The sequence below is a fragment of the Streptomyces sp. cg36 genome (genome assembly GCF_041080675.1).
Lineage (GTDB): Bacteria > Actinomycetota > Actinomycetes > Streptomycetales > Streptomycetaceae > Streptomyces.
This window is the reverse complement of record NZ_CP163520.1, coordinates 7,828,014-7,840,376: the sequence shown is the minus strand read 5'-3', so window position 1 is coordinate 7,840,376 and position 12,363 is coordinate 7,828,014. Positions and strand designations below refer to the sequence as shown.

Genomic DNA, 12,363 nt, shown 5'->3' with positions numbered 1-12,363 from the left:
GGTGCTACCTGCAGCCGAGCTGCCCGTAGACCTTGTCGCCGGTCCACGCCCCGGTGGCCCACTGGCCGACCGGCGCGGGAGTGAATCCGTACCGCTTCTTCAGCTGCTCGCCGAACCAGTGGGCGAAGGCGGCCGAGCCCTGCTGGCAGGAGTGGATGCCGTCCTTGCTGCGCTGTGCCTTGGCCGCCGTGCCGTCTGTTCCCCAGAGGGCGGTGGCGTCCAGGAAGTGGACCTTGTCCGGATGCTTGGCCGCCACGGCCTGGGCGGACCGGGGTGCGCTCTTGATCGCGGCCTCGTGCGGCTTGTAGAAGTCGTCGATCTTGAAGGGGGGCGCGGACACGAGGAGGAGGTCGGCGCCCGCTTCGTTCACCGTCTTCACCAGGCGCTCATAGGCGGCGCGCTGCTCCTCGGAGGTGCCCCAGTCGTACGTGGTGACCTGGTACGCGACGACGTCCGGCTTGACGGACGCCAGCTGCTTGGGCAGCGCGTCCCAGGTGGGCGACGCCACTTCGCCGACCACACCGCCGCCGCCCGCGGCGGCCATCGACGTGAACTCCGCCTCGGCGGCCTTCATCGCCGCGCCGAGCGCGGGCGCCTGGGCCTCGCCGATGGAGTCGCCCATCCACAGCAGTTTGTGCGGCTTGGCGTGGCTGTCGCGGTCGGCGGCCGGGGTGGAGCCGGCGGAAGCGGCGCCGGAACCACCGCCGGAGCCCTGGCAGGCGGTGAGGGCGAGCGCTGCCGCCGTCACCACGGCGGCGAGGAGGGCCGTACGGCGGGCGGGGCGCCCGAAGCGCGGGGAGGTGTGGCCACGGTCGGACAGGGAGGTGATCTTGCTGTTCATGCCTCCAGCTCAGCGCGGCCGACCGGCGTCCGGGTGGGCCGTCATCGTTTCATCACGAAATGCGGAACCCGGCGTCATACGCTTCGAGCACCCTGATCGCAGAAGGTCGCGCCCCACCGTGGCGCGCCGTTCGGCCGCCCAGCGAGAAGAGCACACCCCCATGGCACGAGTCCTGCTCGTCGAAGACGACCCCGCCGTACAGAGGGGTGTCACCCTCGCCCTGCGGCGCCGGGGCCACGAGGTGGAGGTCGCCGCGAGCGGTGAGACCGGGCTGCTCGCCCTGGAGCGCCACCGGCCCGATCTGGTGCTGCTGGATCTGATGCTGCCGCAGATGAGCGGTCTGGAGGTGTGCCGCCGCATCCGGGAGAGCAAGCAGGTCCCGATCATCATCCTCTCGGCGCGCGGCGACGAGATCGACATGGTGGTGGGTCTGGAGGCGGGCGCCGACGACTACATCATCAAACCGGCCGGCGGCGAGCTCATCGAAGCCCGGATGAAGGCCGTCCTGCGCCGGGTCGCCCCGACCCAGGGCACCGGGGATCCCACACGCGCGCCCGCCGGGCCGGAGCGGCACGGCGCCCTCGGCGTGGACCGGACGACCCTCATGGTGACCAAGCAGGGCACCGAGCTGGCGCTTGCCCCCTCCGAGCTCAAACTGCTGCTGTTCCTGACCGCCGCCCCGGGCCAGGTCTACAGCCGCCAGCAGTTGCTGGAGCAGGTGTGGGAGCACTCCTTCTACGGTGATGTGCGCCTGGTCGACGCGTGTGTGATGCGGCTGCGCGCCAAGATCGAGGACGACCCGCGCAGCCCGGTGTACGTGCAGACGGTGCGGGGCTTCGGCTACCGCTTCGGACCTCTGTGATGCGCCGCTTCAGCCGTATCCGCCCGCCGGGACTCCGGCCGCCGCGCGGGCTGCGGGTGCGGCTCGTCGTCGCCTTCCTGCTCGCCGTGGCCTTCGGCTCACTGCTCACCGCCGGACTCACCTTCCACCGGGCGCGTTCGGCCATTCTGGAGCGCACCGAGCACACCGCCGTCGCCGACCTGCGCACCCAGCTCGATTCCCTCGCCCCTGATCTGCCCTTCCCGCCCACCGCTGAGCAGTTGCGCGGCCTCACCCTCCAGCTCGACCGGGCCGGCGGATCCCGGGCGTGGCGCTCCGCCGCCTCGTACCGGTCGGGCCCGCCGGTCGCGGCGGGCTCCGGTGCGCCACCGGTGCCGACCGGGCTGCGCGAGACCGTCGAACGGACGGGCCAGGCGGCCTTCCAGCACCTGGACCGCGACGGTCACCCCTGGCTGGCCGTGGGCATGCCCGTCTCCTACGCCGACGATCCGCGACGGCCCCAGAACGCGGACAAGGCGTCGGGGCTCACCGTGTACGCGTCGTTCCCCCTCAGCGACGACGAGGCCGACATCGCCGCGCTGGTCACCGCGGCCGAAGCGGGAGTGCTGCCCGCGCTGGCCCTCGCGCTCGTACCCGCCCTCTTCGCGGCCCGCAGCGTGCTGCGCCCGGTACGCCAGCTGCGCAGCGGCGCCGAGCGCATCGCCGCCGGTGAGCTGGGCACCCGGCTGCACGCCGAGGGCCACGACGAACTCGCCGACCTCACCCGCTCGTTCAACACCATGGCGGCCACCCTGGAGAAGGACGACGCGGAGCTGCGCCGGGTCGAGGCGGGCGCACGCCGCTTCGCCGCCGACGTCGCCCATGAACTGCGCACTCCGCTCGCGGCGATGGCGGCGGTGACCGAAGTCCTCGACGAGGACGCCGCCTCGGGCGTCATGCCCGCCGACACCGCCGACGCCGTCCGCCTCGTCAGCACCGAGACCCGCGCCCTCGCCCGTATGGTCGAGGACTTGATGGAGGTCTCCCGCTTCGACGCCAAGGCCGCCCCGCTCGACGCCGTGCAGGTGGACCTGTGCACCCTGGTGGCCAAGACCCTCCAACTGCGCGGCTGGTCCGACGACCCACGGGTCACCGCCGACCTCCCGGCGCCGGTGGACGTACGCGCCGATCCGCGCCGCGTCGACGTCATCCTCGCCAACCTCGTCGGCAACGCCCTGCGCCACGGCGCCCCTCCGGTCGCCGTCGCGGTGCGGGCCTCGGGTGACGACGCGGTGGTCACCGTCACCGACCACGGCACGGGCATCGCCGAGACCGCCCTCCCCCACGTCTTCGACCGCTTCTACAAGGCGGACGCGGCACGCGCCCGCTCGGAGGGCAGCGGCCTCGGCCTGGCCATCGCCTACGAGAACGCCCTGCTGCACGGCGGCACCCTCACCGCCGCCAACACCCCTGGCGGCGGCGCCGTCTTCACCCTCACCCTGCCGCTCACCGTCGACCCGGACCAGCCATGAACCCACTTCCACGCATCCGGCGCGCCCTCGGCCCCGCCGCAGCCGCCCTGCTGCTCGGCGGCTGCGGGATCGGCACCACCGGCGCCGTCCACGCCGGGCCCCCGGCCTCCGGGATCCAGCCGCCCGGCACCGAGGCCCGTTCCGTACGCCTCTACTTCGCCGGCCCCTACGGCATCCGCGCCGTCTCCCGTCCCACCGACCGGCCGCTCAGCCCCCAGCAGGCCCTCGACCTGCTGCTGGAGGGGCCCACGCCCGCCGAACGCGAGCGCGGCCTCATCAGCCAGGTGCCACCCATGTCCGGGCAGCTCACCGCCGCGGTCGGACAGGGCGCCGTCGATGTCTTCGTCCCCCTGGAAGTGCGCTCCGGGGACCTCGACGTCACGGCGGTCGCGCAGATCGCCTGCACCGCCGCCCACGCCAACGTCTCCGGCGGCAGACCCGCCACCCAGGTCGACATCCGCATCCACGAGAACAACATCCGCTCCCGGACACCCTGGACGGTCCGCTGCGGCCCCAACGGCACCGTCACACCGGTGACCAACTGACCCGGAACGAAGCCGTGTACGAAGGGAAAGCCGGGGCAGTCGGAGACGTATCGTGACCGTACCGAGTGGAGGATTCCCCATGCTGATGGCTCACCCGGCAGTGCTGCGCGATCTGCTCGCCGAGTACGACGCACTGCGCGCGCTGAAGGCCGCCGAGGGCGACGAGAACACCCGCCGCCGACTGGAGGACGTCTCCTACACCCTGTGCGTCTCGACCGGGACGCGGGACATCGACGCCGCCGTGATCGCCGCACGCCATCGGTTGCCCGGTGCGCGGACCTTCGACGACTCCGTCGTCAGCGCGTGAGGAAGCCCACACCCCGCACGGTTGGGGCGCCTCTATGCTGCGACGATGATCAAGCCGATTGAACTCGTCATCTTCGACTGCGACGGTGTGCTCGTCGACAGCGAACGCATCGCCGTGCGCGTACAGGTAGCGCTGGGCGCGGAGTTGGGGTGGCCGCTCACCGAGGACGAGGTGATCCGGCGTTTCATCGGGCGCTCCACGGCCTCGATCGGCGAACAGGTCGCCGCCCGGCTGGGCGAGGAGACGGCCGGGGTCTGGCGGACGCGGTTCGAGGAGCTCCACCGGGAGGCGGTGGACACGGGACTGCTGCCGGTCGACGGAATACGCGAAGCACTCGACGCGATCACCCTGCCCACCTGCGTCGCGTCCAGCGGCTCCCACGACAAGATGCGCCACACCCTCGGCCGCACCGGTCTGTACGAGCACTTCGAGGGCCGTATCCACAGTGCCACCGAGGTCGCCCGGGGCAAGCCCGCCCCGGACCTGTTCCTGTACGCGGCCCGGCGGATGGGGGTGGACCCGGCCGCGTGCGTGGTCGTCGAGGACAGCCGCCCCGGCGTCGAGGCGGCCCGCGCCGCCGGTATGCGCGCCTTCGGATACGCGGGCGGACTGACCCCGGCCGAGCTGCTCGAAGGCCCGGACACGGTCGTCTTCCACGACATGCGCAAACTGCCGTCTCTCCTCGCGGAGCAGTGAGGGGCGGGCACGCAAGGTGCGTGTCCGGCCCTCACCGTTCAACTCCCGTGTGTACGCGTGCAGTTCCTCACGTCCTCCTCCTCCAGGACAGGGAGGCGTGGGGAGCGGGTGCGCTACGGCGCCGACTTCCGTACGACGAGCCGGACCAGCACGGCGACGCCCAGGGCGAGCCCGAGCACCCCGGCGGGCTGCCATGACTCGCCTGCCGCCGTGTCCGTGGTCAGGGCTCCGGCGCTCCGCAGCGCGCTACTGGGCGGCGACGGCCTCCAGTGGGCTCAGGGCAGCGGCCCGCCGGGCCGGCCAGGCCGCCGCGGCCACACCGGTCATGAGGGAGAGCAGACAGACCAGCGCCAAGGTGCCCCAGGGCAGTGCGAGGGAGTAGTCCGTCATGGCACCACCGGCCAGGGGGCCCACGGCCCAGGCGCCGAACAGTCCGGCGGCCAGTCCCAGCAGGGTGCCGAAGACGGCCACGGTCACCGCCTCCAGGCCCACCATCCGCCGCACGACACCGCGGTCCATGCCGATGGCCCGCAGCACACCGATCTCACGGGTGCGTTCCGCCACCGACATCGCCATCGTGTTGACGATGCCGAGCGCGGAGATCACCACGCCGATGGCGAGCAGCCCGTACATGAGGGTGAGCAGGTCGCCCAGGGTTCCCGCGGCCTCGTGCACGAGCTGGTCGCGGTCCTGGACCTTCAGCAGCGGACTGTCACCCACCGCCTTGCGCAGCGCGCCTTCGAGGGCCTTCGAGGTCGTGCCGTGCTCGGTGCGTACGAGGACGCGCTGGACGGAGCCGGGAAGGTGGCTGCTCTTCCGCACCTGGTCGCGTGCGCCCAGTGCGTCCTGGGCGATGGGGCTGTCCTCGTAGACGCCCACCACCTCGTACTGGCGGAAGTCGCCGCCGCGTCCCAGGACGGCGTTGAGCTTGCCGCCCGCGCGCAGGCCGTGCGCGTCCGCGACGGTGCGGGACAGGGCGATCCGGCCGGGTCCGAGGTCCTTGGCGGAGCCGCTGAGGAAGCGGAGCTTCATGACCTGGCCGACGGTGGCGGGGTCGACGCCGGAGATCTGGCGGACGTGGCCGCCGACGATGAGGGTCGAGTCGGCGACGGCGGTCGCGGTGCCCACTCCGGGGGTGTCGGCCACCCGCCGCACGGCGGCCCGGTCGATGGCGGCGGTGGGTGTGCGGGTGCCGATCACATAGTCGGCGCCGAGGCCGGCCGCGGCCTGCCGGTCGAGGCTCTGGCCCGTGGAGTTGCCGAGGACGGCGAGCCCGGCGACCAGCGCGGTGCTGATCATCAGGATGGAGGCGGTGGCCGCGGTGCGCCGCGGGTCGCGCAGGGCGTTCTGCCGCGCGAGGTGGCCGACGACACCGAACCGGCCGGTGAGCCGCCCCATCAGTTTGACCGTGGGCCGCGCGAGCAGCGGCGCCGACACGATCAGGCCCGCCACCAGCACACCGCATCCCAGCAGTGCGCTCTGGAGGTTGTCCTGCGAGGCGTCCTTGGCGCCGCCGAGCGAGAGCAGCAGTCCGCCGCCGAGTACGAGCAGGGCCAGTCCCGCCGCGGCCCGGATCCGCGACACGGCGGCGGTCGGCGACTGTCCGGCCGTGCGCATCGCCTCGACGGGCGCGACCTTCGCGGCCCGGCGCGACGGCAGCCACGCGGCGAGCACGGTGACTCCGACGCCCACTCCCAGGGCGGCCACGACGGGCCGGGCACCGATCACGAGCGGGCCGCTGGGCAGCGGGCTCCGATCGGTTCCCAGGAGGTGGGGCAGTGCCGAGGCGACCGCGAGGCCGAGCACGAAGCCGAGCGCCGAGGCGACGAGACCGATCAGGGCGGCCTCGGCGAGCACCGAGCGGGTCACCTGGCGGCGCGTGGCACCGATCGCGCGCAGCAGCGCGATCTCACGGGTGCGGCGGGTGACGAGCATGGTGAAGGTGTTGATGATGAGGAACGAGCCGATGAAGAGCGAGACAGCGGCGAAGACCAGCGGCAGTTTGGCGTAGCCGCGGGTCATGGTGTTCACGAGGATGGCCTGCTGATCCGCCTGGGCAGCTCCGGTGGTGGCTTCGGCCCGGTCGGTGGGCAGGACCGCGCCGACCCGCTGGGCGAGCGTGAACTGGCTGGTGCCGGGGGTGGCCGCCAGGTCGATGCCCGTGTAGTGGCCCGGGGACGCGAACAACTGTTGGGCGGTGCCCCTGTCGAAGAGCGCGAGGGTGCCGCCCGCCGTCACCCGGGTGTCGTCGGTGCGGACGACACCGACGAGCCGCTTGCTCATGACGGGGCCGTCGGTGGCCAGGGTGACCGTGTCGCCGATGCTGAAGCGGCCCGCGGCGGCGGTGCCGCTGTCCAGGGCGATCTCGCCGCTGTTGAGTGGCGCATGCCCCCGGAGCAGGGGGTAGCGGCTGTCCTTGCCGTCGTCCCCGGGCAGATAGGCGGCGGCCTGGTTGGCTCCCGTCTTGATGCGCAGGGGGCTGCCGTCCGCCGCGTTCAGGAGGGCCGAGCCGTCGGCCAGGGGGCGCACACCGGCCACACCGGGGACGCGGGCGAGTTCGCGTACGAGCCTGTCGTCCAGGGCGCCGGGGCCCCGAGGCGTGCCGGAGCCGGGAGGGGGGTCCTTCGGGGTCACCGTGACGGCGATGTCCGCGAAGTTCTTCGACGCGGCGGCGCGGAAGGCGGCGGCGGACGAATCCGCGAAGACGAGGGTGCCGCAGACGAACGCGACGCCCAGGCAGACCGCGAGGACGGTCATGGCCGCACGGGCCTTGGACGCGACGACGTTGCGCAGGGCTGTTCTCAGCATGGAGGGCTTTCGGGAACGAGGAGGGGGCGGGCCACACGGTGCGCGCGGGCCCCGGACTGCGGGAAGGGCTGCGGTCAGCCGGTGCGGCGGTCGCGGGTCTCGAACGTGAGCATCACGTCGAGCACCCGATCGGCGGTCGGCTCGTACAGCTCGTCCACCAGGTGGCCGTCGGCGAGGAACACCACACGGTCCGCGTGGGCCGCGGCGACGGGATCGTGGGTGACCATCACCACGGTCTGGTGCAACTCCCGTACCGAGTCGCGCAGGAAGCCGAGGACCTCCGCGCCGGAGCGCGAGTCGAGGTTGCCGGTCGGTTCGTCGGCGAAGACGATCTCGGGCCGGGAGACCAGTGCGCGGGCCACCGCGACACGCTGTTGCTGGCCGCCGGAGAGCTCGGCCGGACGGTGGGCGAGCCGGTCGGCCAGTCCGACGGTGGCGACCACGGTGTCCAGCCACGCCCGGTCGGGCCGCTGACCGGCCAGCCGCAGCGGCAGCGTGATGTTTTCCAGCGCGGTCAAGGTGGACAGCAGGTTGAAGCCCTGGAAGACGAACCCGACCTTCTCCCGTCGCAGCCGCGTCAGTTGACGGTCATTCAGCGACGACAGTTCCACGTCACCGATCCGGGTCGACCCGGACGTCACCGGGTCGAGCCCGGCCATGCAGTGCATCAAGGTGGACTTGCCCGACCCCGACGGCCCCATCACCGCCGTGAACCGGCCCTGGTCGAACTCCACCGACACCGCCTCCAGAGCGGTCACCCGCGTCTCGCCCCTCCCGTACACCTTGGTCAGACCGACGGCCCGGGCAGCGGGTTCGGTGACCGGGGTGTCGGGGGTGCCGGGGGAAGCGAACAGCTGCGACATGAGGACTCCGCGAAGAGGCGCGACGGGCCGACCACCACTGTGCGGCCCGGGGGGACACAACCATCCTCGCGGCCCTCACCTGCGTAAACATCGCTCCGCGGAAGGTACTTGAGCTCTGCCGAAGGGCAGGTGCACCCGGTCGTCCTCTGCCTTTCGGCAGGGCTACGGGCGCGGGCGCCTCTGCCTTTGGTCCAAGGCCGGCCGCTCCGCGCGGCGATCGCGAGTACGGGGCGCGGGGGCTCAGGGACGAGCGCGCGGGCCTTGTCTTTGCCCCCGGGCTTCACCCGCCCGCGCAGGCGGAGGCCCAGGCGCAGGCGCTCAGGAGGCCAGGCCCGTGCGGTGGGCGAGGAGGGCCGCCTGAACGCGGCTGGCCGACCCGGTCTTCTCCAGGATCGCGCCCACGTGCGCCTTCACGGTGCCCACCCCGATGGCGAGGCGGTCGGCGACCTCCTGGTTGGACAGCCCCTCGCCGAGCATCGCCAGGACCTCCCGCTCCCGGCCGGTGAGCCGGGCGATCCGCTCGTCCTCCACCGCCGCGCCGTCGCCCGGCCGCCCGCCGCGCAGCATCCGCGCGATCACCGAGCCGGTGACGCCCGGCGAGAGCACGGCGTCGCCCGCGGCGGCAGCGTGGACCGCCCGGATCAGCTCCTGCGGGCCCTCGTCCTTGAGGAGGAAGCCCGCGGCGCCTTCCCGCAACGCCCGCAGGACGTTGTCCTCGTCGCCGAAGGTCGTCAGCATCACCACGCGTGGCGCGGGATCGAGCGCGAGCAGCGGAGCGATGGTGGCCAGGCCGTCCTGGACCGGCATCCGGATGTCGACGAGGGCCACGTCGGGGTGGTGGACGGCGGCGAGCTCGACGGCCTGGCGCCCGTTGACGGCCTCGCCCACGACGTCGATGTCGTCGGCGTGCTTGAGGATCAGACGGACACCGTGCCGGATCATCTCCTCGTCGTCGACGAGCAGAACCCTTACGCGGGGTGCCGGGCGGTGGTCGGGGGGCATCTCGTCCATGCGACCAGGCTACGGCCAGGAACCCGGTGCAGCGGGACACGAAAGCCCCGGCCGGCGCGCGAGGAGGACGCCAGTGCGGGTCGTAGGCCGGGGCAGCCACGGGCCCGGAACGGATACCGGGTGGTCCGGGAAGTCGAGCCATACCCATTCACCGTCGCCGTCCACGGTCAGTCCGAAGCGAGCGAAGCCGGGGCGGTCCCGCTTCTCCCACCAGCGGTAGGCGGCCTCCGTCTCGTCACACAGCTTGCGCGGGCCGGACTGGACGAACCCGGTCAACCGCCCCTCCGGAACGCTTTCTTCGGCTCACCCGCTTGTTGGTGAACGTGTGGCGTCGACCGCTGCACGGCGTGCGCGGACGGATAGCCGTACTGTCCTCGGAGCAGGGAGTACGGTCCCAGGTCCGGCCCCGCCCCGGAGCACGTTCCCAGGCGCGGTTTCGTCCTCTGCGGCGACGGATTGACGGTCCGTCGGATGGTCCTCTTGGAGGGCACCGAGAAGAGCTCCGGTGCCCTACCCAGAGGGGCTTTCCCGTGAACGAACACGTATCGCAGCAGCACCGTCCCCACCGCCTCCGCGGAGGCCGACGCGGGGTGGCGGCGACCGTCGCCGTCGTGGCCGCCGCCGTGGTGGCCGGCGTCCTCGCGCCGGCCACGGCCTCCGCCGGGCCACGGCCGGACGCCGTGCAGAAGCACCTCGACGAGCTGGTCCGGAAGGACGGCGTGCCCGCCGCCCTCGCCACCGTCAAGGGGCGCGACGGCCACACCCGCACCTACACCGCGGGCGTCGGCGACACGGCCACCAAGCGCAAGGTCCCGATGGACGGGCAGGTGCGGATCGCCAGCAACACCAAGACGTTCACCGCCGTCGTCGTCCTGCAACTGGTCGCCGAGGGCAAGGTCGGCCTGGACGCGAGCGTGGACACCTACCTGCCCGGCCTGGTGCGCGGCACGGGCATCGACGGCCGCAACATCACCGTCCGCCAGCTGCTCCAGCACACCACCGGCCTGCCCGAGTACTTCGAGCACGACACCGTGCTCAACTCCCCCAAGCGCTACTACGAACCGCGCGAACTCCTCGACGCCGCACTGGCCCAGAAGGCCCACTTCGCCCCCGGCACCCAGTGGGAGTACAGCAACACCAACTACCTGCTGGCGGGACTGATCATCCAGAAGGTCACCGGCCGCCCGCTCGGCGAGGAGATCACCAAGCGCGTCATCGACCGGATCGGCCTGCGCCACACCTACTTCCCCACCCCCGGGGACGTGAAGATCCACGAGGCCCACCCGCAGGGCTACTACCGCACCGAGGACGGGTCACTGCGCAACTACACGGAGCTCGACCCGTCCTGGGCGTGGGCGGCCGGCGCGCTGGTGTCGACCAACACGGACCTGACCCGGTTCTACGGCGCGCTGCTCGGGGGCCGTCTGCTGCCCGCGGCCCAGCTCGCCCAGATGCGGACCACCGTCCCGGCCGAGGCGTTCGGCCCCGGGGTCCGCTACGGACTCGGGCTGACGAGCCGCCCGCTCTCCTGCGGCGGCGTCGCCTGGGGACACGGCGGGACGATCCCGGGCTACTACACCGCGGGCGGGGCCACCGACGGCGGCCGTGCCGTGAACTTCGCCGTGACCGTGATTCCGGACGAGGACACCGCGAAGCACGTGCAGCAGGCGGTGGACGATGCGCTCTGCCGCTGATTCCCGGACTCCCGCCGTCCTGTCGCACCGCCCCGCACCCGCCCCCTCGCTTCCCTCAGTGGAGTCCCGATGAACGCCCACACCCCGCAGCGCACGGCGCGCCGCACCCGTATGGTGCGGTACGCCACCACGGCCACGGTCGCCGCCGGGGTCGCGCTGACCGCCGTCGCCCCGACCGCGGCCTCCGCCGCACCGCGCCCGGACGTCGTGCAGCGGCGCCTCGACGCGCTGGTGAAGAACGACGGGATGCCCGCGGCCCTCGCCACCGTCACCGGCCGCGACGGCCGCACCCGTACCTACACCGCGGGCGTCGGCGACCTGGCCACCAAGGCCAAGGTCCCGGTCGACGGGCAGATCCGGGCCGGCAGCAACACCAAGGCGTTCACCGCCGTCGTCGTCCTGCAACTGGTCGCCGAGGGCAAGGTCGGCCTGGACGCGAGCGTGGACACCTACCTGCCGGGTCTCCTGCGCGGCTCGGGCATCGACGGCCGGAACATCACGGTCCGCCAGCTGCTCCAGCACACCAGCGGTCTGCCCGACTACATGGACGCCCCCGCGCTGAGCGACTTCACCACCATCCAGTACCGCTATTTCGAGCCGCGCGAACTCCTCGACGGGGCGTTGGCCCAGAAGGCGCTGTTCGCACCCGGGACCGACTGGATGTACAGCAACACCAACTACCTGGTGGCCGGTCTGCTGATCCAGAAGGTCACCGGCCGCCCCTACGGCGAGGAGGTCACCAGACGTGTCATCGACCGGATCGGGCTGCGCCACACCTACGTGCCGGCCGTCGGGGAAACCACTCTCCGCGAGCCCCACCCGCACGGCTACCTGAACACCGGCCCGGGCGCGCCGCTGATCGACTACACCGACATGGACTCCTCGATGGCCTGGTCCGCGGGGGCCGTCGTGTCCACCAACACCGACCTCAACACCTTCTACGGCGCACTGCTGGGTGGCCGTCTGCTGCCCGCGGCCCAGCTCGCCCAGATGCGCACCACTGTCCCCGCCGAGCTGCTGGGCCCTGGCGTCCGCTACGGCCTGGGCATCCAGAGCAGGCCGATCGTCTGTGGCGGCCTCGTCTGGGGCCACGGCGGCACCGCACCGGGCTACCGGAGTCGGGGCGGCGTCACGGATGACGGCCGTGCCGTCAACATCACCGTCACCACCGTCCCGGACGCGCCGACCGCCAAGCGCATGACCGACGCGGTCGACGCGGCCCTGTGCCGCTGATCTCAGCCGGGGG

The 12,363-nt window shown here is 72.6% G+C and carries 11 protein-coding genes and 1 pseudogene; 7 read left to right on the top strand and 5 right to left on the bottom strand.

All coding sequences use genetic code 11. The annotated features are described in order from the left end of the window. Window positions 1-4: 4 nt before the first annotated feature. Window positions 5-841: an SGNH/GDSL hydrolase family protein gene (locus AB5J87_RS34545; protein WP_369382681.1), complete on the bottom strand. Its 837-nt coding sequence runs from the start codon at window positions 839-841 to the stop codon at window positions 5-7. Window positions 842-1,001: 160 nt separating this feature from the next. Between AB5J87_RS34545 and AB5J87_RS34540 the strand changes: the two genes are divergently transcribed. The 5 genes from AB5J87_RS34540 to AB5J87_RS34520 all read left to right on the top strand — a co-directional run bounded on the left by AB5J87_RS34540 (window position 1,002) and on the right by AB5J87_RS34520 (window position 4,741). Next, window positions 1,002-1,703, top strand: a complete 702-nt coding sequence (locus tag AB5J87_RS34540; protein WP_369382679.1) for a response regulator — start codon at window positions 1,002-1,004, stop codon at window positions 1,701-1,703. Then, entirely contained in the window at window positions 1,703-3,193 is a 1,491-nt protein-coding gene (locus tag AB5J87_RS34535) for an ATP-binding protein (RefSeq protein WP_369382677.1), read from the top strand. The genes AB5J87_RS34540 and AB5J87_RS34535 overlap by 1 nt, the downstream gene beginning before the upstream one ends. Next, entirely contained in the window at window positions 3,190-3,738 is a 549-nt protein-coding gene (locus tag AB5J87_RS34530; RefSeq protein WP_369382676.1) for a hypothetical protein, read from the top strand. The genes AB5J87_RS34535 and AB5J87_RS34530 overlap by 4 nt, the downstream gene beginning before the upstream one ends. Window positions 3,739-3,817: 79 nt before the next feature. Continuing rightward, window positions 3,818-4,045: a DUF5133 domain-containing protein gene (locus tag AB5J87_RS34525; protein WP_369382674.1), complete on the top strand. Its 228-nt coding sequence runs from the start codon at window positions 3,818-3,820 to the stop codon at window positions 4,043-4,045. A 45-nt stretch (window positions 4,046-4,090) separates the two neighbouring features. Then, complete coding sequence (locus AB5J87_RS34520) at window positions 4,091-4,741, top strand: HAD family hydrolase (RefSeq protein ID WP_369382673.1); 651 nt, start codon at window positions 4,091-4,093, stop codon at window positions 4,739-4,741. A gap of 246 nt (window positions 4,742-4,987) precedes the next feature. Here the strand turns inward: AB5J87_RS34520 and AB5J87_RS34515 are convergent, their stop codons facing one another. From AB5J87_RS34515 to AB5J87_RS34500, 4 genes and pseudogenes are all read right to left on the bottom strand, one after another. Beyond that, window positions 4,988-7,549, bottom strand: coding sequence for an ABC transporter permease (locus AB5J87_RS34515; RefSeq protein WP_369382672.1), 2,562 nt, complete (start codon window positions 7,547-7,549; stop codon window positions 4,988-4,990). 74 nt (window positions 7,550-7,623) lie between these two features. Further along, on the bottom strand, window positions 7,624-8,412 hold the full coding sequence (locus tag AB5J87_RS34510; protein WP_369382670.1) for an ABC transporter ATP-binding protein: 789 nt from the start codon (window positions 8,410-8,412) through the stop codon (window positions 7,624-7,626). Window positions 8,413-8,730: 318 nt separating this feature from the next. Beyond that, the gene (locus AB5J87_RS34505; protein WP_369382668.1) at window positions 8,731-9,423 is read right to left on the bottom strand and encodes a response regulator; all 693 of its coding nucleotides are present in this window, start codon (window positions 9,421-9,423) and stop codon (window positions 8,731-8,733) included. Window positions 9,424-9,432: 9 nt separating this feature from the next. Continuing rightward, window positions 9,433-9,684 (bottom strand): annotated as a pseudogene (locus AB5J87_RS34500) (hypothetical protein); the annotation flags it as partial. A 329-nt stretch (window positions 9,685-10,013) separates the two neighbouring features. Here AB5J87_RS34500 and AB5J87_RS34495 point away from each other — a divergent pair. Continuing rightward, window positions 10,014-11,117: a serine hydrolase domain-containing protein gene (locus tag AB5J87_RS34495; RefSeq protein WP_369383751.1), complete on the top strand. Its 1,104-nt coding sequence runs from the start codon at window positions 10,014-10,016 to the stop codon at window positions 11,115-11,117. A gap of 69 nt (window positions 11,118-11,186) precedes the next feature. After that, window positions 11,187-12,350: a serine hydrolase domain-containing protein gene (locus AB5J87_RS34490; RefSeq protein WP_369382667.1), complete on the top strand. Its 1,164-nt coding sequence runs from the start codon at window positions 11,187-11,189 to the stop codon at window positions 12,348-12,350. The last annotated feature ends 13 nt before the right edge of the window (window positions 12,351-12,363 follow it).

Coding starts and splice junctions, on each gene's coding strand:
- AB5J87_RS34535 (WP_369382677.1), top strand. CDS start 1,703: ATGCGCCGCTTCAGCCGTATCCGCCCGCCGGGACTCCGGCCGCCGCGC.
- AB5J87_RS34540 (WP_369382679.1), top strand. CDS start 1,002: ATGGCACGAGTCCTGCTCGTCGAAGACGACCCCGCCGTACAGAGGGGT.
- AB5J87_RS34515 (WP_369382672.1), bottom strand. CDS start 7,549: ATGCTGAGAACAGCCCTGCGCAACGTCGTCGCGTCCAAGGCCCGTGCG.
- AB5J87_RS34530 (WP_369382676.1), top strand. CDS start 3,190: ATGAACCCACTTCCACGCATCCGGCGCGCCCTCGGCCCCGCCGCAGCC.
- AB5J87_RS34525 (WP_369382674.1), top strand. CDS start 3,818: ATGCTGATGGCTCACCCGGCAGTGCTGCGCGATCTGCTCGCCGAGTAC.
- AB5J87_RS34510 (WP_369382670.1), bottom strand. CDS start 8,412: ATGTCGCAGCTGTTCGCTTCCCCCGGCACCCCCGACACCCCGGTCACC.
- AB5J87_RS34490 (WP_369382667.1), top strand. CDS start 11,187: ATGAACGCCCACACCCCGCAGCGCACGGCGCGCCGCACCCGTATGGTG.
- AB5J87_RS34545 (WP_369382681.1), bottom strand. CDS start 841: ATGAACAGCAAGATCACCTCCCTGTCCGACCGTGGCCACACCTCCCCG.
- AB5J87_RS34505 (WP_369382668.1), bottom strand. CDS start 9,423: ATGGACGAGATGCCCCCCGACCACCGCCCGGCACCCCGCGTAAGGGTT.
- AB5J87_RS34520 (WP_369382673.1), top strand. CDS start 4,091: ATGATCAAGCCGATTGAACTCGTCATCTTCGACTGCGACGGTGTGCTC.